Consider the following 22571-nt stretch of genomic DNA (forward strand, 5'->3'; position numbering starts at 1 on the left):
ATTACGGGGTCGCTCCTCTGGCTCGCAATGGGCGGAAGGGCGAGGATCTTATGGTGTTTATCAAGAATTCTCCATACCGTACTGGGACCGGCAGTTTCGCACCCTTATCTATCAACGATTGTTCTTTGCTCAAGTAATACATGATCGTCAGGGGACCCGGAATACGCCCTAATTGTTGTGGCGGGTGATCGCGAATATCGAGAATCTTGTTCACCACTTCTTCGGGTATTGAAGGTGGAAGTTTATGGGGTACTCGCGAGCGTCCAATCAGAACTTCGCGATCCTCCAACGGTGCTTGGCGAATTCGCTTTAGCCACTTCCTTACCCAGGCTTCCGATCGCCCCACTCTTTTGCAATTTTTCCCGACTCCAATTTGGGTGTTCAAACCATATCCCCTTAATTTGCTGCGATCCACTATCCATTCTTCTTCCATGGCGGCCTTCCTTTATTATCAGGATACACCACCAGATATGGGTAGGGCGCACGATGTTCTCGAACAGGGAGAGTCACGATGTTATAAAACAGTACAGTGGTGCGTCAGGGAAGGGGGAAAGCGGAATACATGGATCTGTTCCAGGAAGGGAAGATCGGGTTGTGGAAAGCGATCCTGCATTATGACAGTGGACGGGGAGTGCGCTTCTCAAGCTACGCGTGTGTGGCGATTCGCAATGCAGTGTGGCAGGCGGTGGTGGGGTCACAGAAAGCGGAAGGCTGGCTGGAGAGCAGGCGTGCGGGAGACAGCCTGGAAGCGCTGATCGAGAGGAGGTATCAGGAGCAGGTCAGGGAGGCACTTGGGGAAGAACTGGAGGAACTGTCGGAGCGACTGCGAGCGGTGATCGAACTGCATTATGGGTTGAACGGGGAAGCGCAGCAAAATTTTGCAAAGATCGGACGGGAGTGGGGACTCTCGCGGGAACGGATCCGGCAGTTGCATAATGAAGCACTGGCGCTGTTGAGACTACCCGCGTTGTCGATCCAATTGCGAAGTATCTGTGAACGAGGGGAGCGAGAGAACTATCGGCAGGCCCTGCGTCAAAATCGGGAATGGCAGCGTAAAGTACGGGGGCGGTGATGAAGAGCAATTGGATCCCGGGTACACCCGGGAAGAAGTTGATCGAGATCGAAGACAGTCCATTTGGGAAACTAGAAAGACAAAGCCGAGCGCAGCTGAATGAAGGACGCGCACAGCCCGCGGCGGAACGGAGATTGGAACTGGCGGGGTTTGTGGAGACCTTTAGCTGGGGCAACATTCGAAGGATGTTGCCACTGCAACTGCCAGCGATTGGAGAAGCATCCAACTGGACCGGTCGTGCATGCCGATCATATTATCAATGGCTTGAAGCAGCCGATGAGGATCTGTCGGGACTGGATGAGTTTGATCTGTTGCTGCGGCTGTTCGATTTCAGTCCGTGGAGGTCGTACTTTGCACAGCGCTTTCAAAGCCAGTATGGTCCGCCGCCCTTTGACCCGCTCAGTCTGGGATTGGGGATGTTCCTGGCGCATTATCAAAGTTGGGATTGGGAAAGGTTGGTCCAGGAACTGCATTCCGTGACACGCGGTGGGGAGTATTGCCGCCGCCTGGGATTTGAGCAGTCTGACCTGCCGTGCGTCCACTTTTCCGTGGGCCTTTGGCCAAACGGATCTGGGTTGGCTGACGAACATTCAGGATAGTCTGGTGCAAGGCTTGATGGCCTATCAACTGATCCCCACTCAGAGCACCTTTCCGGGCGACCCGCAGGACCAGGGAGTTTCGGTCTCCACCGATTGTCAATTGATCTCCTCCCGTTCAAGGATGATCTGCCGCCATCAAGTGCCAACCTGTTCACAGTCGGGGGGAAAGCGCGAATGTCCTGCGCGACTGGCGGGCAAGGATGGTTGCGCCTGTGACACACCCGCCTGTTTTGAGCATTGTCGTTTCGCGACCTGGCGTGACCCGCAATCGGCTTACGTGTATTACTCCGGCACAAATCAGCCCGGCAGAACCAATCCGAATGCTTCCAAAGAAAAAAAGGAACCCTCTGCCCCGCGCGGGAAACATCACTTCGGATACAAATCCAAAGCCTTCAACATTATCGACGACCGGCTCTTTCTGGTCTGGCCGCTGACAGGTCCCTGCACTCCGGCCAATCGCAATGACCATCTATTGACTATCCCTGGTCTACAGGATCTGCGCAAGCGTTTTCCCTCTCTCAAGATCGGCGAGTTCCTCGGGGATGCGGGGGAGGGGTTTGATGAGATCCTTCAATATGTTCATGAGGATCTCCACGCCTTGCGCACCATCCGCATCCGCCACGCCGAGGGAGATGAGCTCGCGCTCACATGCCTCAAGCGCGGCTATGATCAAAACGGAGTTCCCCTCTGTCCGCACGGCTATCGCATGACCAGCAATGGTCATGATTATCAGCGTCACTCCACCAAATGGGTCTGTCATCGCAAGTGCACACATCAGCCCGATCCCGATATCCCGGGTGCCGAGCCGCATGTATCCCGAACCGCCTGTCCTTTTGCCGATCCCGAACAGACTTCAAGCCTTGGTTTTTCTCTCAGCACTTCGCTGTCCCTGCCGGATGGTTCCATCCGGCTCGCGCGCGATACTCAGGTCGATTCCGATCTCTGGCATCTGCGCATGGGCAGGCAGTCGTATGCCGAGTGCCGCAATGCCACTCAGGCTCGCAGACATCTCAAACGCTCTCCTTGCTTCGGATTGAGCAACACTGCAAAATCGATGACGATCAGCGACACGCTTTCCCTGGCTTTCAATCTTTGTCGTCTCATCTTTGAAGCCACGCAGCATGCGCTCAAACAACCTTCCCGTTCTGCTCTCTCGCCCTGAGCCCTGATCGTTGTGCTGTTCGATCTCCGCACCTTTCGATGCCCGCAAGGTTTGCTTCCGCTTGCCTGTTGTTCATTTTTTCATTTCCATTTATTTCGTTCTTCCTCACTTTCTCTTGATTGTCTCCCCAGTCTCCCTCACGATCTTTCGACTTGTTGCGCTCACCTTCCCGACTTATTGCGTTTGTCAACTTTCTAAAATTCATTCAACTCATTTTTCTTCTTGCCGTTCACTTGCGATCCGCACCTCTCTTCATTATCCGACTTATTGCACAATCCCGCTAACAAAATTACTTGACGTTACATGGGTCTTGCTATAAAATCCCATCACTACATCATCTTATTTCGAAAGGAGGCACGTAAACATGAAAGTCAGCACATTATCCACCGTACTTGTTTTGAGCGCGCCTTCTGAAGGGTTGTTATAGTAACGAGTTAAGTCGTTTTAGTTTACTAGCCAACCGCAGGTGCGTCTCGCCCTGCGGTTTTTGATCCCATTGCCGCAGGAGGTCGTTTCCTGTGGTTTTTTATTATCAAGGTAAATAACAGCAATGAATACAAATGATGCAATCGAATTCTTCAATGAATTGGATGATAACGAACAATTAAATAACTATGTCCGCCCCGGCGTGCGCAAAGAGAAACATCCGCTGCGCAACCCGAAGAAAGTGCCTTTATCCGTCCAGAAGTTTGTCCAGGCACAGGACGATTCGAAGAGCAGTTTCAAATTCACCTATAAAGCCGCGAGGTTTGAGGAATGGTGGCTGCTCGACTCGCTCGGTGACTTCTATGAACACAAGTGGATCTCGGATGTCTTGCGCAGAGTCAAAGGCGGCAAGGAAGCGTCAGTGTACCAATGCAGGTCCGGGGTCGAAGTGGATGCGCCGTTGGTGGCTGCGAAGGTTTATCGTCCGCGCTCCCTCCGCAATCTAAAGAACGATCAGCAATACCGCGTTGGCCGTGTTGACCTTGGTGAGGATGGCAATGCTCTCGTCAAAAGCGGCGATGTCCACGCCATCGCCAAGCGTTCCGGTTATGGGGAAGGTCTTCGGCATCAGTCTTGGATCGCTTATGAATTCAAGACTCTTGAGCTTCTTTACGAGGCTGGTGTGGACGTCCCCAAGCCGTATGCGATGGAGAAGAACGCCATCCTGATGGGTTATGTGGGCGACATAGACACCTCTGCTCCCGCGCTTAGCACCGTCGCGTTGGAGTTGGATGAAGCAAGATCTCTTTATGATCGCGTGGTGCGAAACATTGACCTGATGCTTACCTATCATCGCATTCACGGCGATTTGTCCGCCTACAATATCTTATATTGGATGGGTGATATTACCTTGATCGATTTCCCGCAGGTGGTATTGCCCGAGGCAAACCCCGCTTCGTGGACCATCTTTTTACGGGACGTGACTCGCATCTGCCAGTACTTCTCTTCTCAAGGTGTTGATTGTGACGGCCGTAAACTTGCAGCCGAGTTATGGACCTCGCATGGGCATAAGATATTCAAGGAGGTTGACCCGCTCTACCTGGATGCCGAGAAACCAGAAGATCGTCAAATCTGGGAAAAGCAGAAATAACTTGTACGAAGTGACAGTCGTTTTTAAAATGACTGTCACTTTTTTACTGTAAAATTAGGGCTGGAGACATAACCTTATGAACAACGTCCGTCCGCACTTAACTTTAATGACCGAGGAACAAATTCAGGAAGCACACCGCAATACCCTCCGCGTGCTAAGTGAGACTGGTGTTAGGGTTGATTCACCTGAAATCCTTCAATTGCTCGAACATAAACTTGGATTAAAATCTCAAGATCGCGTCATCAAATTTACGTCCGAAATTGTCGAGGATGCGATCAAGTCCGCGCCGAAGACAATTGACATCTATGATCGCCGTGGCGAACATAAATTGAAGTTGGGGAAAATCGCCTGAGTTTTGGCGTGGGCGTGACCGCCTTGTTCTATCAAAACCCCGTAGATGAAAAACTGCATTTATTCAAGCGTGAAAACTTCCGCGACCTGGTACGGCTTGGTTCGGCTTTGCCGTTGTATGATGTGATCTCCACTGTCGGTATTGTTCGCGATGTCCCTGAAGATCAGAGCGACCTGGTCGGTTCGCTTGAGCATATTTCAAATACAACCAAGCCTTTAGTCCTGCTCGTTTCCGATGAACATAAATTTCCAGATGTGATGGAAATGTATGAAAAGCTGCATGGTGATCTCGGTACAAAGCCGTTCATCATTCCATATTTCAACCCTGTCAGTCCGCTTTGTATGAATGCCGGCACAGTGGATAAAATGAAGATTTCCATTGAGCGCGGCCTGCCAGTCATCTTCTCGAATTACAGCATGGCAGGTGCGTCCACTCCACTCACGCCGGCGGGAACCCTCACGCTGCTCATGGCTGAACTACTCGCGGGACTTGTCATCAGCCAGACCATCAAGAAAGGCGCGCCGATCCTGCTCGGCATGTTACCTGTTTATTTTGACATGCGCACCATGCTCAATTTCTACGACCCGCAAAGCGTCCTCATCAGCGTGGCCTGCTCCGAAATGATGAAGCATTACGGCATCCCGCATTGCTCAACATCAGGAAGTGGAACAGGCTGGGGTATGGACTTGATCGCCGCCGATACCTATTGGATGAACACCCTCGCGCTTCTTCTCTCAAGCGGACATCTGGCCCCGTTCATCGGAGATTCTCTTGGCTCGAAGTCCATCTCGCCAACCACCATTGTTCACGTCCACGAGATCATTGACCAGGCTTTGAGATTCGCAAATGGATTTCAGCTTGACGATGTCAACTCGGCATTGAGCGAGATCAATAAAGTGGGGCCAGGTAAAAGCTTCTTGAGTCAACCGTCCACCTTGAAGAATTACAAAACGGGATATTATGTCAGCAAGGTCTATCCGCGCTACAGCATGGAGAAATGGCAGGAAGCCGGCGAACCGCCCGCCCGTCAGGTTTTGCGCGAAAAGACACAGGACCTGCTGGCCAGTCTGCCAATCCCGGATGATCATGATGATTTGATGGGGATGGGCGAGGAGTTTATCAGGCATAAAGGAATTTGATGCATATTACAATCGTTTCAGTTATTTATCATCCCCGGTTTACTGATAGAATCATGGATGAGAGAAAATGAGGATGATCATATGTTGGGATCGCGAGTCAGTCGAAAAATAGTTTTATTTTTTGCCAGCTTGTCTTTGCTTGCCTGCGCGGTGCCTGCGTTTGGCGCTTCCACCCAGGTGCCGCAGCCTGTGGGGCCTGAATCGTTGGGAACGCCCATCGCGCAGACAGCCGCCGCCGCTGGTACGCAGACCGCTATTTTTTCTCCGCCGACTCTAACCCAAACCCTGACCCCGTTTCCGACCGGAACATTGATTTCTGCGCCCACATTACCGACATTCTTATATGCTTTACCCACACTGACTCCTCTGCCGACTTTTACCACAACACCCGCGGTCATCCTTCAAATACCTGGCAGTGAAGGAGATGGGGGTGTCCCGGGGGGGAGCATTTATACCGGCCGTGAATGGACTTGTGCTATTAGAGGCAGAACTCCGCCAATGGGATTTGCTGTTGAACAGGGTAAAAGTTTTTATGTGGCAATTACATTGTTCAATAACGGCACACGGGCCTGGTTGAGCGATAGCGTGGATTTTAGATACAAGAGCGGTTTGCGTAATGACGGCAAACCGATCCAGGATCTGCCAAAAACTGTTGCAACAGGAAGTGAGATCACCGTTCAGTTTTTACTTACCGCGCCTAGCAAGCCGGATACCTATTCCACAGTCTGGACATTGCGTGTTGGCCGCACATCATTTTGCGGTGTGAAGTATAGTTTCGTAGTTAAGTGAACTTACCCCACAGCCCGTAGCCTTCATTTCTTCTCTTTTCGCGGCGCTCATGCTGCTCGTGAATTTGTTCAATATGATCTATCTTTTCTTCAATAGCCGCCTCCAGCCAGAGGCGGCCTTTTTCTGCGGTTGCATGACTGCCCGCGCCGTATGCTCCCGTTTTTGTGTCGTCGTCCCAGGGCGGGTTGGCAACTAAAGAACCGCCTTCGATCCAATCCATATAATAATCTGGTGTGGAGATAAAATCCATTTCGTCCACTACTCGCTCCATTCGGCAAAGATCGGGACGCAAATGAAGTAAATAGGATGTCTCAAGTTCGCAAGCATGTCCCATGCCGCCTATCGGCGAAGTTCGATATTTCTCCAGCGCGACCGACCCGATGGCGCCCGAGGTGTGCAGGAAAGCGGTTGCGCAAAAAATTCGGCGATGGCGTTCTCCGGCGTACTTTACAACGTTTACTAAAAAGGAGGAATTCCCTCCATGTCCGCTCATAAAGTAAAAGCGATTGAATCCTCGCGCGGCGAGCACGTCGATCACTGCGCCCCAAAAATCTTCGAATGCGCGTCCGCCGACATTAAGCGTCGCGGCGAACGAGGCGCGGTGTGTACTAACACCATAAGGTGTGACGGGTAATGAGAAACTGCGTGTAGGCACTCTGATGGTGGTATCTTGGGCTATTGTGTCAATAATAATGGTGTCTACTGAAAGGGGGAGGTGGTATCCATGCTGTTCTGTGTGCCCAATCGGGATAAGGATTACCTTTTCACGCTCACTATCAGGCGGAAGATGTACAGCCGACGAGTATGCCGTTACATTCGGCAAGCGTAGAAATGATGCGGAATGGGAGTTGATATTTGATGCTTGCGGATCAATTCCTTGCGGCCCAAGACAATAGACCCTTGAAAAGCCGTCATCTCTTAGGCTGTCAAGCAAATTCATGATAACTTGGATCATGATGGCATCAGGCACCTCGATTCCACTCCCGCGCCAGCCAAATGGTATGGCTGGCAAAATACCAACGCGTGGCGGGTTTCCCAATTGGTCAGCAAGCAGGTTTAGGTCGTAACCTGAGCCGAGCGGCAGAACAAGAGGAGCATCCCGTGGTAGTTCCGCGACAGCATCCCATGTCATCGCGTCGAAATTAAAGAAATCTATATTTCGTGTAGTCAATAAATTACTACTCATTTTTACCTCCTTATACTAAAAACAAAGAAAACTCATCACAATACCGAACCAAGCTATTAGGCAATGGCACCTTATTGAATTGGATCAGCATGAACGGCTCGTCCACCCCATATTCATTTTTTATTCCAAGATCGCTGGCTTTTATAAATCCAAAGCGTTGATAATATTTTGGATCCCCCAGTAAAACCACATAGTCAAAATTCATTTCCTTGCACAGGAGTAATCCTTCTTGAACTAATTTTCTGCCAATACCCTGCCTTTGAAATGCAGGCTTTACGGCTAATGGGGCAAGTCCAATCCCCAAAGCATTCGCAGGAGGGGAGGTGGTTACGGGAGAGAACATAACGTGTCCAACGACCTCGCCTTCATGCAGCGCAACCAACTCTATGACAGCTTTGTTATTCTCTCGCAGAGCTGAAACAAGTTTTGCTTCGGCGTCGCTCTTGAAGCAGGAGATCAGGATATCGTGGATCGCCTGATAATGCTCGGGGGCTTCTTTTTGAATTTTCAGATCCATTTCAATTACCTCGGTAGTAAATACCAATCCAGGAATCTTTCCATCCGCTCATACGCATCATAAAGATTTTCACGGCGTAAAAAACCATGCGGTTCGTTTCCGTAGATTTTGTATTCAAAAACCTTATCCTCACGGCGCAGCGCTTCGATCCATTCTTCACTGGCTTCAGGTGGAACGACCGTATCCAACAAGCCATGCAAAACTAAGACAGGTTTCTGAATATTCTTTACATCATGCAACGGGGAGCCCATTTTGTAAACACCAGGATTATCTGAAGGATGACCCAGGAAAACTTCAGTATACAGGCGCAGCCGCTTCTCACACTGCGCCCAGGAGCTGACCAGGTTTGCATCACCATATTTGGCAACGCCGCACGCAAAAAGATATTCGGGGTCACGCGCGAGCGCGTTGATCGTCATGTACCCGCCATAGCTTCCGCCGCTGATCGCAATTCTGTCAGGCTGGATATCTTTAAATGTTCGTAAATATTTTGCGCCGTGCAGACAATCCTGCGTATCGCCGATACCCCAATCATTGTAATTGGCGCGTTCGAAGTCCTGTCCGTACCCTGTTGAGCCGCGATAATTCGGCGCAAGATATGTATAACCCTTCGCTGCGTAATATTGCGCAAGTTCATCCCACCCAAATCCATACTGATCTTTTGGCCCGCCGTGCGGATATAAGATCGCCGCGCCGTTCGATTTTTCAGGGCGGTATAAAAATGCGGGAATCTCCAAGCCGTCAAAACTCTTGTACGAAACAATTTCTGGAACAACCATTTTATTATTTTGAAGCGCCGGCGGAGTAGAGAAAGTTAACTGTGTAACTTTTTTACTGGAAAGTTCCATGCGATACAGATCGGGAGGAAGGGCTGGACCTTCAAATTCAAACGTGATAAAGGATTCATCGCGAGCCCAGTTTGGATTCGAGTGAATACCGGTCTCGCTTCTTAATTCGACCATTGCGCCTGTTTCTGTTTCGAGAAGCATTAACTCGAACGAGCCGTTTCGGTTCACCACCACGAGCATCTGTTTCCCGGAGGGCGACCATTCGTATTGAAAAATATCCCGCCCTGTTTTTGTGAGTTGATGCAGCCCTTCGCCATCAGGCTTGATGAGATACAACTCTTCTCTTCCCGTCTCCTGCGAGATGAACGTTATCCATTTTCCGTCCGGCGACCATTTCGGAGACAGTGCGCGCGTGGAAGGTTTCCCATATAAAGTAGTTTGTTTTCCAGTGGCGATCTCGAGCAAAATAATGTCGAGTCTATTTAGATCATCGAAGCGGCGCAAGCTGAAAACAATAAACTCTCCATCAGGTGAAGGACGCGCGTCCCAATGATCGCCGATGGTATCTGTGGTTAGCGCGCGCGGCCAGCAACCGTCTCGGTCGGTGAGAAGTAATTGATCAGTATCGTTCCGTTCAACAGTAACGATCAAGCCATGCGAGTCGGGCATCCAGCGCGCGCCGCTTGCAGAGGTTGTGAAGTCTGTTATCTTTTTGGGCAGCCCGCCCGTGCGCGGAACCATGTGGACATGCCCGTCGATTCCAAAGGTCAGCCAATTGCCGTCGGGCGACCATTCAGGGATCTCGTCATCCCAATACGCCGCCAGCGGCCGATTGGTTGTGACCCGTGAAAGCCAGCCGCCATCCGCAGACATACTGAAAACATCGGAAAGTGTCTCTCCGTCTTTGATGCAGGCGATCTCACCCTGAGATGAAAGCGTGTGAGACCGAATCCGCTCAAGGGAGGTGAGAAGCGAGAGATTCCATCCCACAGGCGGTTTGATGTCAGGTCTCTTTAGAGACGGCCAGCCGTTCCGCTCGTATTTTTCCGTCAATTTGATGGGATTATCCATAATGATGCCGCCTTTTTCACCTTAAAATATTGTAACCCTATTGACGATGCCTTGTAAAACATGATATTCTCTAATTAGATATTATATCTAATTTATTAGGAAAAGAAGAACCCTTGCTTACAGATACTCCGTCGCACAAGCAATTGCGTAATATTGTCGCAGAACAAATGCGCGCAGCGATTCTTAATGGGCATTATAAACCCGGCGAATGGCTGCGTCAGGAGCGCATTGCGCAGGACCTGGGGGTCAGCCAAATGCCTGTGCGCGAGGCGCTTAAAGAACTTGCCGCGGAGGGGTTGATTGAACATGTGCCGTACCGCGGGGCGCGGGTGGTTGTTTTTTCGATAGACGATATTCTTGACCTTTATTCCCATCGCGCCTTTTTGGAAAGCCGCGCAGCTTCCATCGCGGCCGGGATCATTACACCAAAAGAATTGGCTGTTATCAAAGAGCTGCAGGTGGAAGTGGAAAAATATGGTGCGCCGGAATTTGTTTCAAAATATCGGGAGTTAAACAGAAAACTGCATCAGCAAATATATCTGGCAAGCAGGCATGAATATTTGATCCGCACATTAAACCAAATGTGGGCAACTTTCCCAACGATGCTGATCGCTAACTTTGCGGCGACCGCAGTCCACCCTCTCCCTGAACGCGACCCTGTAGATGTTGCTGAACACAGAGCCATTATCGCCGCGCTGGAATCGCATAATGCCGCCGACTCTGAACAAGCCATGAAAAATCATATCCTTGTTACAGCCGATCATCTGGTCGCTTTTTTGAGAGCCCAGTCATGACTACCTTGATGCCGATCGGCGGGAATGAAAATCATAAAAAACCTGTCGTGCTGCAGGAGTTTGTCAGGCGCGCCGGCGGAGAGAATGCGGAAATTGTTATTTTTCCACAGCCTTCGGTTTTGAGGAATACTGGCAGGGACTATGCCGCCATATTTTTAGAATTAGGCGCTCGTTCTGCTCACAGCTTGGAATTTCGTTCCCGAGCAGAGTCTTTCGATGATAACCTGCTCAGAGCAGTTCAATCTGCGAGCGGCATTTTCATCTCAGGTGGAGCTCAGATGCGCTTGCCGTCTGCAATCGGTGGAACTCCGCTGGAAACTGCAATTTTGGAAGCGTATCAGCGCGGCGTGATCGTCAGCGGAACAAGCGCCGGCGCGGCGGTTATGCCGAAAGTGATGATCGCATACGGGAAAGGCGGAGCAACTCCGCGCGAAGGAATGGCTCAGTTCGCTCCAGGCTTGGGGCTGACAGAGAAGATCGTTTTTGATCAGCATTTCCGTCAGCGTGACCGGCTTGGCAGATTATTGTATTTGATCGCGGCACATCCGGGCTTGTTGGGTGTTGGTATTGATGAGAATACCGCTGCCATCGTGGAAGATGAATCATCCATAACAGTAGCAGGCACGGGCGCAGTCACGATCGTGGATGGGAGCGAGATAGAATCTACGAATGTGGCGGAAATCGAAAACGGCGGGGCGGTCGCGGTGAGCGGTGTTCGTATCCATGTATTGACCAGCGGCTGTTCATTCGATGTAAATACGCGTAAGGCCAAGATTCCAGAACTGCAATTACTTAATGAGTAACGTATGAGGCAAGACGTCCATACGCCAGCCAAATCAAAAAAGGAGAAGAAAACAATGAAACACCTGAAGTCTGTATTGTTCCTGGTGGCCGCTCTCATGCTGGTTCTCTCGGCATGTGGTGGCGGAACTGCCGCAACGGAAGCACCTGCAGGACAAGAACCTGCCGCCGCGACCGAAGCGCCAGCTGCAGCGGCTGATAAAAAAGTCGCAACGTTCATTTTTACGCAGGAGTTTGATAACCTGAATCCGCTGTACACCAATCAGTGGTTCACAGGGATCACGTATCAGATCTGGAGCTGCTACGCGTGGAACTATGACGATCAAAATAACCCTGTGCCCGTGCTCGTCAAAGAAATGCCTACTGCAGAGAATGGCGGGATTTCAGCGGACGGCAAAGTCTTAACCTTCACACTGCGGGATGATCTTGTCTGGTCTGATGGCGAGCCGATCACCGCTGATGACTTTGTCTTCACATACGAAATGTATATGGACCCGAACAACACAGTTTCGTCCCAGAGCCCGTATGACGAGATGGAAAGTGTTGTCGCCGCCGACCCGCAGACCGTTGTCGTTACCTTCAAGGATGTCTTTGCTCCCTGGGCGGCGACTTTGTGGAAGGGTATCATCCCCAAGCATGTTCTTCAGCCTGTCTTTGAAGCAGACGGCAACCTGAACGCGGCCGAATACAACCGCGCTCCGATGGTTGGCTGCGGTCCGTTCAATTTTGCTGAATGGGAAGCTGGTTCATTCGCCCGCTTCGTTGCCAACGAAAGCTACTGGCTCGGACGCCCCAAACTGGACGAGATCTTCATCCGTTTCGTTCCTGATGATGCTTCACAGATCGCCGCTCTGAAATCTGGCGAAGGCGATTTGGGCACATTCATCGCGTACTCAGACATTCCCTCCCTTGAAGAAGCCGGCGTTCAAATGTTCACCGCTTTTTCTGGATATAACGAAGGCCTTTACGTGAGCCTGCACGAGAACCGCCACCCTGCCTTGAAGGAACAGGGCGTGCGCCAGGCGATCGCTTATGCCATTGACCGCCAGTCCCTTGTGACCGATCTGCTGCTCGGTCGCACCGGAGTCGCCGCCACATATTGGGATAACATGCCCTTTGTTGACCCGGCCATTGCTCCCTATCCGTATGATCCTGCCAAGGCGAACGAATTGCTCGATGCCGCCGGCTGGACAGACAGCAACGGCGATGGAACCCGTGACAAGGACGGCGTTGAACTCGTCCTGACCTACGGAACCACCACCCGCGAGATCCGCAAGGAAATCCAGGCAGTCTTCCAACAGCAGCTTCTTGAGGTTGGTATCGGCACGGAATTGATCAATGCTGAAAACTTCTTCGATGGCTACGCCGAAGGCGGTCCTGCTGCGAAGGGTGAACTTGACTTGATGGAATATTCCACCACTGCCAACTTCCCAGATCCGCACACCTCTGAGTGGATGTGCAGTAACATTCCCACCGACGACGCCCCCGATGGCAGTAACTGGCAGGCTGTCTGCGATGCCGACTTGGAAGCTCTCTTCACCAAGGAAAGCGCCCAGGTGGATGCCGCCGCCCGTGAGCAGACCTTCCACGAGATATCAAAGTTGATCTTTGATCAAGCCTACTGGATCGGTATCTATTGGGATCCAGACATTTGGGCCATCAGCTCCCGCTTGACCAATGTTAAAGTCTCCGGCGCAACCGCATTCTATAATATTATGGAATGGGACCTCAAGTAATAGATTGATCAAGTAAAATTCCAAAGGGGTTCTGCGGGATTATCGAATAACTACGCAGAACCCCTTCCTTTTGATTTGAAGGTGTTCCCATGACAAGATACATTGTCCGCCGCCTACTGCAAGCCATACCCTTATTGCTTATCATCAGCCTGATCCTGTTCGTGTTGATGCAAAATGCGACAGATCCGCTCGCCACCATGGGCGGACGAATGCCGACCAAACCGGAAGATCGCGCGCGGCTTACGCGTCAATTGGGATTGGACAAACCGATCTATATCCAATACCTGTACTGGCTCGTTGGAAACAATTGGACAAAGGTGGACCTGGACGGGGATGGCAGTGCAGAGACTCAGGGAAAACGTCTCGGAGTTCTGCGCGGCGACTTTGGGACTTCGATCGTACAAACGGGCAGACCGGTCATCACCGTGATCATGGAACGTTTGCCGAATACATTGATCCTTATGCTTACAGCCGAGGTGGTCATTGTGCTCGGCGCTTTACTCGTGGGGATCTATTCCGCTTTACAGCAATATTCAACTTTCGATAATATTCTTACAGCCATTTTATTTTTTGGGTATTCAATGCCCATCTTTTTTGTTGCACTGACAACCATGTATATTTTTTCGATCAATTTTCAACGCTGGGGGTTGCCGCATCTCCCAACCGTTGGAATGTTCGACCCGAAGATCGGCAAGACGCCGGAACAGATCTTTATCCACATGATCCTGCCGGTCTTTAGCATCGCTTTTATCAGCTTTGCCGCGTACAGCCGCTATATTCGCAGCACCATGTTGGAGGTCCTGGGACAGGATTACATCCGCACCGCTCGATCCAAGGGATTGCCGAAACGGGAAATCACTTATATTCACGCACTCAAGAATGCATCCCTGCCCATCGTCACCATTGTAGGGCTTGACCTGCCGTTATTACTCGGTGGCGCGGTAGTCACAGAACGCATCTTCGCCTGGCCCGGGATGGGCAGATTATTTATTGACGGCATTGATCGCGGAGATACACCCGTGGTAATGGGAATTCTCATGTTGATCGCCGTGTCAGTGGTGTTCTTTCAGATCCTTACAGATATTGTTTATGCGTGGCTTGACCCGCGCATTCGGTTTGATTAGAAAAATCCTGGAGCGCCATGACAACCCCAGTGGACTTTCCAAAACAATCTTCAGCAATAAGCGTTGTAGAAATTGAAGCGCCGCCTTTATCGCTTGGCAATCTCACCTGGCGCCGATTCCGCCGCCATAAAATGGCGATATTTGGCGGCATCGTTTTGATCCTGCTGACACTGTATTCTTTTGGCGGAGCATTTTTTGTTACTGAAAAATATTCAAATTTTACAAACACAAAAGAACGTTTACAGCCGCCCAGCGCACAGCATTTTTTTGGCACGGATACCGTTGGGCGTGATATTTTTGCGCGCACAGTATACGGCGGGCAGATCTCCATTTTGATCGGGATCACAGCGGCGATTGTTGAAGTGGCGATAGGAATTTTGATCGGGGCGCTTGCCGGTTATTTCGGCGGAAAGATCGATGCGGTGCTCATGCGCTTCACAGAAGCCATGCTGAACATGCCGCAACTGCTATTGCTGATCGTCATGTCAAAATTTTTTTCAGGGAAAATATCAAATATAAATATTCTTGGACGTGAGTTGAGCGGAAGTGTGATCGTCATTATATTTATCATCGGGCTGACAAGCTGGCCCTATCTGGCGCGCATCGTCCGCGCGGAATTCCTATCCATCAAGGAACGCGAATTTATTCTGGCGGCGCGGGCAACCGGCACTCCCAATTGGGAAATTATTTTCAAGCATATCCTGCCGAATAGCATTGCCCCGATCGTGGTCTCCGCTACGCTGGGTGTAGCTGGCGCGATTTCCTTGGAAGCGTATGTCAGCTTTCTGGGCATGGGCGTCCGCGCTCCCACAGCCACATGGGGCAATATGCTCGAAAATGCCTATCGCTATATTGAATCGGCATACTGGCTGTGGTTCTTCCCTGGTATGTTGATCGTGCTGATCACCCTGAGCATCAACTTTCTCGGCGACGGGCTGCGTGATGCGCTTGATCCCCGCAGTCGAACGGTGTAACTGATGGATACGACACATACTTTTCTGGATGTAAAAGACCTGCGGACCCGCTTCCACACGCCCGAGGGAACTGTCTACGCCGTCAATGGGGTTTCGTTTTCGCTGAAAGAGGGTGAAACCCTGGCTGTGGTCGGCGAGAGCGGCTGCGGGAAATCTGTGACCATGATGTCGATACTGAAACTCATTTCGACGCCGCCCGGTGAAATTGTCAGCGGAGTTGTTAACTATCGAGACAGAGACCTGCTGCAGTTAAGCGAGAACGAGATGGAAGACATCCGCGGTAAAGAGATCGCCATGATCTTTCAAGACCCAATGACCAGTCTTAATCCCGTTTTGACGGTTGGGCGTCAAATCACAGAAACATTAAGAACGCATACACCGATGGATGCGGAGCAATCCCGCCAACGTGCCATCAAACTACTGGAGATGGTGGGCATTCCAGATGCGGCAAACCGTCTCGGGAATTACCCCCACCAGTTTTCAGGCGGCATGCGTCAGCGTGTGATGATCGCGATGGCGCTGGCGTGTACTCCCAGCCTGTTGATCGCCGATGAGCCGACCACGGCTCTGGATGTAACCATTCAGGCGCAGATCATCGAATTGGTGAAACGATTGAAGGAAGATGTCGGCATGGCGATGATCTGGATCACTCACGATCTGGGCGTCGTTGCGGGGATGGCTGACAGGGTGATCGTGATGTATGCGGGCTTTATCGTTGAAGAAGCTCAGGTTGACGATCTCTATGACAGCCCGCTTCATCCCTATACATTGGCTTTGCTTCAAGCCTTGCCGCGTGCCGACCGCCGCCGCGAAAAGAATTTAAAATCCATTCAAGGCGTGCCGCCAAATTTATTGTCTGAACCGCGCGGATGTCCATTCGCCCCGCGCTGTGAATATGTTCAGGAGCGCTGTATCAACGAAAATCCTTTACTGGTTGAGATCGAGAATAAGCATAAGGCGGCCTGTTGGGTGAATGTCAAGACGGGAGGCTTGCGATGACCGAAACACTTGTGCATGTGGAGAATCTAACCAAGCACTTTCCCATAACAAAAGGGATCGTGATCGAGCGCGTGGTTGGTGCAGTCCGCGCTGTGGATGGGATTTCCTTTGATATTCAAAAGGGTGAAACACTGGGGCTTGTAGGCGAGAGCGGCTGCGGCAAGACGACCGCCGGGCGCACCCTGCTTGGTTTATATCCAGCAACATCCGGCAAAACGATCATCGACACCCATAGCGTGCATGATGCCAAAGGTAGTGAACTCATGCACATCCGCCGTAAAGCGCAGATGATCTTTCAAGATCCCTACGCTTCGCTCAATCCGCGCTGGACTGTGAACGCCATTGTCAGCGAGCCCTTACGCGTACACAAGCTAATACAAAGTCAACAGGAACGCGATGCGCGCGTTAAAGACCTGCTTGAATTGGTCGGCTTGAATGCGCGGCATATCAACCGCTTCCCACACGAGTTTTCAGGCGGACAGCGCCAGCGCATTGGCATCGCGCGCGCGCTTGCATCGGACCCGCTCTTCATCGTCTGCGATGAACCGATCTCCGCCTTGGATGTGTCCATTCAAGCCCAGGTTGTTAATCTGCTTGAAAAATTACAGGATCAACTTTCGCTTACCTATCTTTTTGTCGCTCACGACCTGAGCATGGTGCGCCATATTTGTGACCGCGTGGCGGTGATGTATCTCGGCGTAATTGTTGAAATTGCCGAAAAAAATGAACTCTATGAAAAACCGCTCCATCCATACACACAGGCATTGCTTTCTGCTGTTCCGGTCCCAGACCCGCGCAAGGAACGGGCAAGGAAACGCACCATTTTAGTTGGGGATGTGCCCAGTCCGATCAATCCCCCGTCAGGCTGCCGCTTCCACCCGCGCTGCCCTGTAGCTGTTGAAAAATGCAAGACCCATGTCCCTGAATGGCGTGAAGCGGCACCTCAGCATTGGGCGGCATGTCATTTGGTTAACGGCTGATATTTACTTTCACTAATCTGGAATTTACAGTAAAATTCCCGACCAGTGGATATTCCCCTGAGCGATTTCGTTATTTATTAACGACCAACTGCGCCATGGCAGATGATTTCTGTCATGGCGCATATTGTTTTTGGGAATATGATTAATTATCAAACGGAGGAGAAAACATGAAAAAAAAGGTGCTGTATGTATTTTTACTGGCGGCATTGATCCTTTCCGCCTGTGGAGGCTCGGGCGGGCAGCCAACAGCTGCGAGGATCGGTTGGGCGGGCAGTCCGGATACGGTCAACCCCGGTTCCGCGGTTCTTACTGAAGCATATACGATCTTTGCCCTGGTGTACGATGCCATGTATAAGCTAAACCTTGATGGCACCTTTTCATTGGGACTTGCCGACAGCGTCGAACACTCCCAGGATGGTCTGGTTTACACATATAAGATCCATCAAGGGGTCAAGTTCCATGATGGACAGCCTTTGACCTCTAAAGATATTAAGTTCTCCTACGAACTGTACAAGACGCATGACGATTTCCCCTATATGAATTCGTACACAGCCTATATTGAAAGCGTGGAAGCGCCGGATGATTCCACGCTTGTGTTGACCCTCTCCGAGGCAATTCCAAACATTGAAAGCCAATTGGTCTTCATGTATATCCTCCCTGAACACATTTGGAAGGATCATGCCGAAGGCGCCGCGGCTGTCGAATTTGAGAATTTCGAAATGATCGGCAGCGGTCCTTTCAAAATGGTCGAATACAAACAAAATGAATTTGTTCACCTTGCGGCCAATAAGGAACATTTCCAGACCCCGCCGAAAGTGGATGAAGTAATATTCCAAACGTTTGAAAGTCAGGATGTCCTTGTCCAGGCTATTAAAAGCGGACAGGTGGACATGATCACTGAAATGCCCGCGACTGCCGTGGAAACATTAAAAGAGGAAGCCACCGTCACAGTGATCAACGGCGCTCCATTCGCGCCGGGTGTTTCAGATATTATCCTCAATCAGGCCACCCCTGAAAATTGCCCCACCGATGCGGGCGGTCTTTGCACCGGTCACCCGGCTCTGCAGGACCGCAACGTCCGCCTTGCCATGGCGCATGCGACAGACAAGCAAAAGTTAATTGATGTGGTCCTGCTTGGGTACGGCACCCCAGGCTTGACCTTGATCCCTGACGGATTGGGCTTTTGGTATAACGACACCATTAAAGATTATGCGTTCGATGTCGCCAAGGCGAATCAGATCCTGGACGATGCCGGTTACGCGGATACAGACGGAGACGGGGTCCGCGAAATGCCGGATGGTTCTCAACCGCTTAATTTCCGGATAAACTGGCCGAGCGATAGCATTGACGCCCCTCGACAGGCTGAACTGCTCTCTGAAATGTGGACTGCAATTGGCGTGAAGACTGAACTGGCCGCAACGGATCCCGATGCTTTGACATCCCAGTGCTGCCCCGTATTTGACTATGACATTATCCTGTGGGGCTGGGGTTCTGATCCAGACCCGAACCTGCTGTTGAATGCAAACCACTGGGCGAGATCCCGACAGGCTATAACGAGACCGGTTATTCCAACCCGGAGTTTGACGCGCTCTATGCCCAGCAGGCGGTTGAACTTGATCTTGATAAGCGCAAGGAACTCGTCTGGAAAATGCAGGAAGTCGCATTCAATGATGTGGTTTATATCATCCCTTACTACGAACAGAATGTTCAAGCCTATCGCACAGACCGCTTTACGGGTTGGTTGACAGATTTCGCCAAGATCGAATTAAGTGATGTGACATCGCTTGCGGTGATCGAACCAGTAATAAATACCATTTTTTTTCCGCACCTCCTGCTAATTGGAGTGCGGAAAAAAGATGTCCTTTGAAACGCTGGCGTTATTTATTAAGCAAAATTAGCTAGGCATTATTCACGATCCTGTTTGTCATTATCCTGAATTTTTCTTTTCGCATTCTGCCTGGCGACCTGCGCGCGCTGGGATCCGAGACCTGCGGCTAACCAGGAAAATATTGAGGCAATTCGAGTCCGGTATGGACTCGACAAACCCGATCGTCAATTGCTTCGAATCGCTGAACTCCCGGGCCAAGGTCGGCAGTTGTGCGGTGAATCCGCTTGATACGCAGTTCTTTATCTACATGGGCAACCTGATCCAGGGCGACTTGATGATCAGCTTTCACACCAACCGACCTGTAAGCGATATTCTTTTCCGAGCGTCTATGGAATACGGTCCTCTGATCGGCGCGGGGGCAGATCCTTGCGATCATGATCGGTATTTTCTTTGGCATGTTCTCAGCCTGGAAGGCGCGCACCTCGCTGGATTATTTATCCTTAACCTAAGCCTTGTCGCGTGGAGCATCCACATTTGGCTGGGGGGTGATCTGCTTTATTTCGGGAAGCAACCACGGCATGCCGATCGCTGGCATGTCGACCCCGGGCATGTCCTCCTTCCACCGCTCTTGACCCGCTGGGGTGATATCGCGCCACATATGTTCCTCCGACCTTGACCTATACGATGGTGTATATGGGCGAGTACATGTTGATCATGCGTTCAAGTCTTCTGGATGTGCTTCAGAAGATTATACTCTTACTGCAAAGCCAAGGGTTAAACGTTTTCCAAATATTAAAGATCACGCCATAAAGAACGCGATGCTGCCGCTGGTGACGATCATCTGCCATCAACCTTGGTTTTACAGTGGGCGGGTGATCCAGATCGAGACCGTCTTTCCTGGCCCGGGCTGGGCATGACCATCGTGGAAGCATTGAACCGCAGGGACTTCCCGCCCGCAAGGTGCATTCCTCCTGATCGCGGTATCTGTCATTATCGCCAACCTGCTCGCAGACCTGGCGTATTCCTATCTCGATCCGCGCGTGAAGATGGAGTAATTAATGGAAGCGCAAATTATAAAAAATTCCACCATACCGCGTTTCCAGGAATTCTGGCGTTTTTCGCAGCAACGCCATGGGGCTGGTCGGTCTCATCATGCTTGTGATCGTTATTTTTGTGGCTGTATTCGCGCCGATCCTATCCCCTTACGATCCAAGCTCAACGCAAGATGTCACGACAGCGGATATTTATAATCCGCCCAGCGCCGCACACTGGCTGGGGACTGACGATGCCGGTCAGGATGTATTGACCAACTTTATCTTCGGGGCGCGTGTCTCACTGACCATCGGCTTTTTGCCGCGTTCATTTCCCTGGTGATCGGCGGCGTGTTCCGGGGTCGTAGCCGCGTTTTATGGCGGACGCGGACAGAGACCCTGCTTATGCGCTTCACCGACATCATGCTGGTTATCCCTGACCTGCCGCCTGTGATGGTCGTGATCGCATTGACCAGGCCCTCCATCTTCAATATTATTTTGGTGATCGGTTTGTTGTATTGACCACCACCGCCCGCATGGTGCGCTCCCAGACCCTGGCGGTAAAATCACGCAAATTTGTTTTACGCGCCCGCGCCATCGGGTCAAGCAAAGGGACATATTATTCGTCATCACATCCTGCCGTTGGTGCTGTCGGGATTTAGTGGTCCAGGCGGTCTTGGTCGTCTCTTCAGCGGTATTGGCGGAAAGCACGCTTTCACTTTTGGGACTGGTAGACCCGACCGCGCTTTCGTGGGGTCAGATGTTAACTATGCGTTCAGGCGCGGAGCAATGTCCACAGGAGCGTGGTGGGCGCTGGTTGTGCCGGGCTTCCGGGATCGTATGGTGGGCCTCTTGGGCTGACTCGCTTGGGCAGGGTCTTGAGCAAATATTAAAACCCGAGGCTGATACCCATCACTTAATGCCGGCAGGCCTGTGGTCACAGAAGCGGGGCCCGCAAAATCATCCGAAAAGAACACACCGCTTGAAGTTCAAAACCTTTCAATCAATTATATAACAAATGGCAGAGCGCCTGCGCGCGCCGTGGAAAATATCAGCTTCACTTTGAAGGAGGGCGAGTTGATCGGGCTGGTCGGCGAAAGCGGATGCGGAAGACCACGCTCATGCTGGTTTTGCCATATGCTGCCGCCTTCAGCAGGCAGATCTTGAACGGAAGGAGCTTTCAACGGCAATGATTTGACGGACTAAGCGAAGAGGAAATAAACGCCGTGCGTTGGAAGGATATTTCGATCGTGTTCCAGGGCGCGATGAATGCGCTCAACCCGGTCCGGATTGTCGGCGACCAAATCGCGGAAGCGATCATCAAACACATGCCTGGTTTCCCGCGTGACCAACGCCTGCAGGAACGCGTGGTGGAATTGCTTGATCTGGTGGGCATCGCCGCCGACCATGGGGATGATTATCCGCATCAATATTCTGGGCGGCATGCGCCAGCGCGCGATGATCGCCATGGCGCTGGCTTGCAACCCGCAAATCATCATTGCCGATGAGCTGACCACCGCTTGGATGTCATGATCCAGGCGCAGAATTTTGGAACCGCCCGACAGGCCTGCGCATGAAACTCAGATCCGCTGATTATTTTTCTTGTGACTCACGCGACCTCGGGGGCGTGGCTGAAATGTGCGACCGGGTTCTGGTGATGTATGGCGGCGTAACAGCCGAATACGCGGATGTGGACGCCATTTGTACAATCAGCCGCGCCATCCGATACCCAGGAATTGATCAAGGCTTCTCCCCTGACCCGACAAAGCCGCAAGAAAAACTTTCATCCATCCCAGGCTACCCGCTGCGCCTGGACGTGATCCCTGCCGGTTGCCGCTTCGCGCCGCGCTGTCCAGCTGGTTTGACCGTTGCCGCACGGAGCAGTCATCCCTGCAACCAAGCGGTCTCTTGCAAGACGCCGTCCACCTCGTGAGCCGAGCGGCCATCCGCTTGAGGCCCCAAAACGAGCAAAGAGCGTTTTCTGAAAGCTAACTGGATAAAAGAAATATTTTGGAAGCAGACCGCCCCTTTCTTTTTTCACGCGAGGCGCGTT

At 51.4% G+C, this 22571-nt stretch carries 24 protein-coding genes and 1 pseudogene; 20 read left to right on the plus strand and 5 right to left on the minus strand.

The window, feature by feature from the left end; genetic code table 11:
* Position 1: 1 nt before the first annotated feature.
* A complete protein-coding gene (locus IPL17_RS21290; RefSeq protein WP_345309102.1) occupies positions 2-433 on the minus strand; it encodes a hypothetical protein in 432 nt (143 codons plus the stop codon).
* A 99-nt stretch (positions 434-532) separates the two neighbouring features.
* Here IPL17_RS21290 and IPL17_RS21295 point away from each other — a divergent pair, with 99 nt between their 5' ends.
* The 6 genes and pseudogenes from IPL17_RS21295 (at position 533) to IPL17_RS21320 (ending at position 6689) form a co-directional block, all read left to right on the plus strand.
* Positions 533-1072 (plus strand): sigma-70 family RNA polymerase sigma factor, encoded by a 540-nt coding sequence (locus IPL17_RS21295; RefSeq protein ID WP_345309103.1) that lies wholly within the window; start codon positions 533-535, stop codon positions 1070-1072.
* The gene (locus IPL17_RS21300) at positions 1072-1671 is read left to right on the plus strand and encodes a hypothetical protein (protein ID WP_345309104.1); all 600 of its coding nucleotides are present in this window, start codon (positions 1072-1074) and stop codon (positions 1669-1671) included. Before IPL17_RS21295 ends, IPL17_RS21300 begins: the two co-directional genes overlap by 1 nt.
* A gap of 13 nt (positions 1672-1684) precedes the next feature.
* The gene (locus IPL17_RS21305) at positions 1685-2833 is read left to right on the plus strand and encodes a hypothetical protein (RefSeq protein ID WP_345309105.1); all 1149 of its coding nucleotides are present in this window, start codon (positions 1685-1687) and stop codon (positions 2831-2833) included.
* A 550-nt stretch (positions 2834-3383) separates the two neighbouring features.
* Positions 3384-4409, plus strand: coding sequence for an RIO1 family regulatory kinase/ATPase (locus tag IPL17_RS21310; protein ID WP_345309106.1), 1026 nt, complete (start codon positions 3384-3386; stop codon positions 4407-4409).
* A gap of 106 nt (positions 4410-4515) precedes the next feature.
* Positions 4516-5900: pseudogene (locus tag IPL17_RS21315) on the plus strand (trimethylamine methyltransferase family protein).
* 81 nt (positions 5901-5981) lie between these two features.
* On the plus strand, positions 5982-6689 hold the full coding sequence (locus tag IPL17_RS21320) for an NBR1-Ig-like domain-containing protein (RefSeq protein ID WP_345309107.1): 708 nt from the start codon (positions 5982-5984) through the stop codon (positions 6687-6689).
* On the opposite strand, the gene IPL17_RS21325 is transcribed toward IPL17_RS21320, so the two are convergent.
* The 3 genes from IPL17_RS21325 to IPL17_RS21335 are packed head-to-tail and all read right to left on the minus strand — an operon-like array spanning position 6682 to position 10251.
* The gene (locus tag IPL17_RS21325; RefSeq protein ID WP_345309108.1) at positions 6682-7875 is read right to left on the minus strand and encodes a creatininase family protein; all 1194 of its coding nucleotides are present in this window, start codon (positions 7873-7875) and stop codon (positions 6682-6684) included. The two genes, IPL17_RS21320 and IPL17_RS21325, sit on opposite strands and share 8 nt — an antisense overlap.
* 10 nt (positions 7876-7885) lie before the next feature.
* Complete coding sequence (locus tag IPL17_RS21330) at positions 7886-8392, minus strand: N-acetyltransferase (protein WP_345309109.1); 507 nt, start codon at positions 8390-8392, stop codon at positions 7886-7888.
* Between the two features lie 5 nt (positions 8393-8397).
* Entirely contained in the window at positions 8398-10251 is a 1854-nt protein-coding gene (locus IPL17_RS21335; RefSeq protein ID WP_345309110.1) for a S9 family peptidase, read from the minus strand.
* A gap of 113 nt (positions 10252-10364) precedes the next feature.
* Between IPL17_RS21335 and IPL17_RS21340 the strand changes: the two genes are divergently transcribed.
* From IPL17_RS21340 to IPL17_RS21395, 12 genes are all read left to right on the plus strand, one after another.
* Complete coding sequence (locus IPL17_RS21340; protein WP_345309111.1) at positions 10365-11045, plus strand: GntR family transcriptional regulator; 681 nt, start codon at positions 10365-10367, stop codon at positions 11043-11045.
* Positions 11042-11848, plus strand: a complete 807-nt coding sequence (locus IPL17_RS21345) for a cyanophycinase (RefSeq protein WP_345309112.1) — start codon at positions 11042-11044, stop codon at positions 11846-11848. Before IPL17_RS21340 ends, IPL17_RS21345 begins: the two co-directional genes overlap by 4 nt.
* 54 nt (positions 11849-11902) lie before the next feature.
* Positions 11903-13582 carry a peptide ABC transporter substrate-binding protein gene (locus tag IPL17_RS21350; RefSeq protein ID WP_345309113.1) on the plus strand — a complete coding sequence of 560 codons (1680 nt, stop codon included), beginning with the start codon at positions 11903-11905 and terminating at the stop codon, positions 13580-13582.
* 89 nt (positions 13583-13671) lie between these two features.
* Complete coding sequence (locus IPL17_RS21355; RefSeq protein WP_345309114.1) at positions 13672-14706, plus strand: ABC transporter permease; 1035 nt, start codon at positions 13672-13674, stop codon at positions 14704-14706.
* Between the two features lie 17 nt (positions 14707-14723).
* Positions 14724-15680, plus strand: a complete 957-nt coding sequence (locus IPL17_RS21360) for an ABC transporter permease (RefSeq protein WP_345309115.1) — start codon at positions 14724-14726, stop codon at positions 15678-15680.
* Between the two features lie 3 nt (positions 15681-15683).
* Positions 15684-16679 carry an ABC transporter ATP-binding protein gene (locus IPL17_RS21365; RefSeq protein ID WP_345309116.1) on the plus strand — a complete coding sequence of 332 codons (996 nt, stop codon included), beginning with the start codon at positions 15684-15686 and terminating at the stop codon, positions 16677-16679.
* Positions 16676-17659 carry an ABC transporter ATP-binding protein gene (locus IPL17_RS21370; protein ID WP_345309117.1) on the plus strand — a complete coding sequence of 328 codons (984 nt, stop codon included), beginning with the start codon at positions 16676-16678 and terminating at the stop codon, positions 17657-17659. The genes IPL17_RS21365 and IPL17_RS21370 overlap by 4 nt, the downstream gene beginning before the upstream one ends.
* A gap of 167 nt (positions 17660-17826) precedes the next feature.
* Positions 17827-19404 carry an ABC transporter substrate-binding protein gene (locus IPL17_RS21375; RefSeq protein ID WP_345309118.1) on the plus strand — a complete coding sequence of 526 codons (1578 nt, stop codon included), beginning with the start codon at positions 17827-17829 and terminating at the stop codon, positions 19402-19404.
* A 285-nt stretch (positions 19405-19689) separates the two neighbouring features.
* Positions 19690-20163 (plus strand): hypothetical protein, encoded by a 474-nt coding sequence (locus IPL17_RS21380; RefSeq protein ID WP_345309119.1) that lies wholly within the window; start codon positions 19690-19692, stop codon positions 20161-20163.
* 404 nt (positions 20164-20567) lie between these two features.
* The gene (locus IPL17_RS21385; protein WP_345309125.1) at positions 20568-20861 is read left to right on the plus strand and encodes a hypothetical protein; all 294 of its coding nucleotides are present in this window, start codon (positions 20568-20570) and stop codon (positions 20859-20861) included.
* Positions 20862-20869: 8 nt separating this feature from the next.
* The gene (locus tag IPL17_RS21390) at positions 20870-21040 is read left to right on the plus strand and encodes a hypothetical protein (RefSeq protein ID WP_345309120.1); all 171 of its coding nucleotides are present in this window, start codon (positions 20870-20872) and stop codon (positions 21038-21040) included.
* The gene (locus tag IPL17_RS21395) at positions 21037-21180 is read left to right on the plus strand and encodes a hypothetical protein (RefSeq protein WP_345309121.1); all 144 of its coding nucleotides are present in this window, start codon (positions 21037-21039) and stop codon (positions 21178-21180) included. The genes IPL17_RS21390 and IPL17_RS21395 overlap by 4 nt, the downstream gene beginning before the upstream one ends.
* Before the next feature lie 345 nt (positions 21181-21525).
* Here the strand turns inward: IPL17_RS21395 and IPL17_RS21400 are convergent, their stop codons facing one another.
* Positions 21526-21708, minus strand: coding sequence for a hypothetical protein (locus tag IPL17_RS21400; protein WP_345309122.1), 183 nt, complete (start codon positions 21706-21708; stop codon positions 21526-21528).
* 36 nt (positions 21709-21744) lie between these two features.
* On the opposite strand from IPL17_RS21400, the gene IPL17_RS21405 reads away from it, so the two are divergent.
* Both IPL17_RS21405 and IPL17_RS21410 read left to right on the plus strand, forming a co-directional pair.
* The gene (locus IPL17_RS21405) at positions 21745-22026 is read left to right on the plus strand and encodes a hypothetical protein (RefSeq protein ID WP_345309123.1); all 282 of its coding nucleotides are present in this window, start codon (positions 21745-21747) and stop codon (positions 22024-22026) included.
* A gap of 65 nt (positions 22027-22091) precedes the next feature.
* A complete protein-coding gene (locus IPL17_RS21410) occupies positions 22092-22451 on the plus strand; it encodes a hypothetical protein (RefSeq protein WP_345309124.1) in 360 nt (119 codons plus the stop codon).
* The last annotated feature ends 120 nt before the right edge of the window (positions 22452-22571 follow it).

The sequence above is a fragment of the Candidatus Villigracilis saccharophilus genome (assembly GCF_016711665.1).

Excerpts from the sequence above, each read along its gene's own strand:
- IPL17_RS21355 (WP_345309114.1), top strand. The coding sequence starts at position 13,672 with ATGACAAGATACATTGTCCGCCGCCTACTGCAAGCCATACCCTTATTG.
- IPL17_RS21380 (WP_345309119.1), top strand. The coding sequence starts at position 19,690 with ATGGACTCGACAAACCCGATCGTCAATTGCTTCGAATCGCTGAACTCC.
- IPL17_RS21410 (WP_345309124.1), top strand. The coding sequence starts at position 22,092 with ATGAAACTCAGATCCGCTGATTATTTTTCTTGTGACTCACGCGACCTC.
- IPL17_RS21375 (WP_345309118.1), top strand. The coding sequence starts at position 17,827 with ATGAAAAAAAAGGTGCTGTATGTATTTTTACTGGCGGCATTGATCCTT.
- IPL17_RS21365 (WP_345309116.1), top strand. The coding sequence starts at position 15,684 with ATGGATACGACACATACTTTTCTGGATGTAAAAGACCTGCGGACCCGC.
- IPL17_RS21320 (WP_345309107.1), top strand. The coding sequence starts at position 5,982 with ATGTTGGGATCGCGAGTCAGTCGAAAAATAGTTTTATTTTTTGCCAGC.
- IPL17_RS21335 (WP_345309110.1), bottom strand. The coding sequence starts at position 10,251 with ATGGATAATCCCATCAAATTGACGGAAAAATACGAGCGGAACGGCTGG.
- IPL17_RS21310 (WP_345309106.1), top strand. The coding sequence starts at position 3,384 with ATGAATACAAATGATGCAATCGAATTCTTCAATGAATTGGATGATAAC.
- IPL17_RS21325 (WP_345309108.1), bottom strand. The coding sequence starts at position 7,875 with ATGAGTAGTAATTTATTGACTACACGAAATATAGATTTCTTTAATTTC.
- IPL17_RS21290 (WP_345309102.1), bottom strand. The coding sequence starts at position 433 with ATGGAAGAAGAATGGATAGTGGATCGCAGCAAATTAAGGGGATATGGT.
- IPL17_RS21370 (WP_345309117.1), top strand. The coding sequence starts at position 16,676 with ATGACCGAAACACTTGTGCATGTGGAGAATCTAACCAAGCACTTTCCC.
- IPL17_RS21330 (WP_345309109.1), bottom strand. The coding sequence starts at position 8,392 with ATGGATCTGAAAATTCAAAAAGAAGCCCCCGAGCATTATCAGGCGATC.
- IPL17_RS21300 (WP_345309104.1), top strand. The coding sequence starts at position 1,072 with ATGAAGAGCAATTGGATCCCGGGTACACCCGGGAAGAAGTTGATCGAG.
- IPL17_RS21350 (WP_345309113.1), top strand. The coding sequence starts at position 11,903 with ATGAAACACCTGAAGTCTGTATTGTTCCTGGTGGCCGCTCTCATGCTG.
- IPL17_RS21345 (WP_345309112.1), top strand. The coding sequence starts at position 11,042 with ATGACTACCTTGATGCCGATCGGCGGGAATGAAAATCATAAAAAACCT.
- IPL17_RS21360 (WP_345309115.1), top strand. The coding sequence starts at position 14,724 with ATGACAACCCCAGTGGACTTTCCAAAACAATCTTCAGCAATAAGCGTT.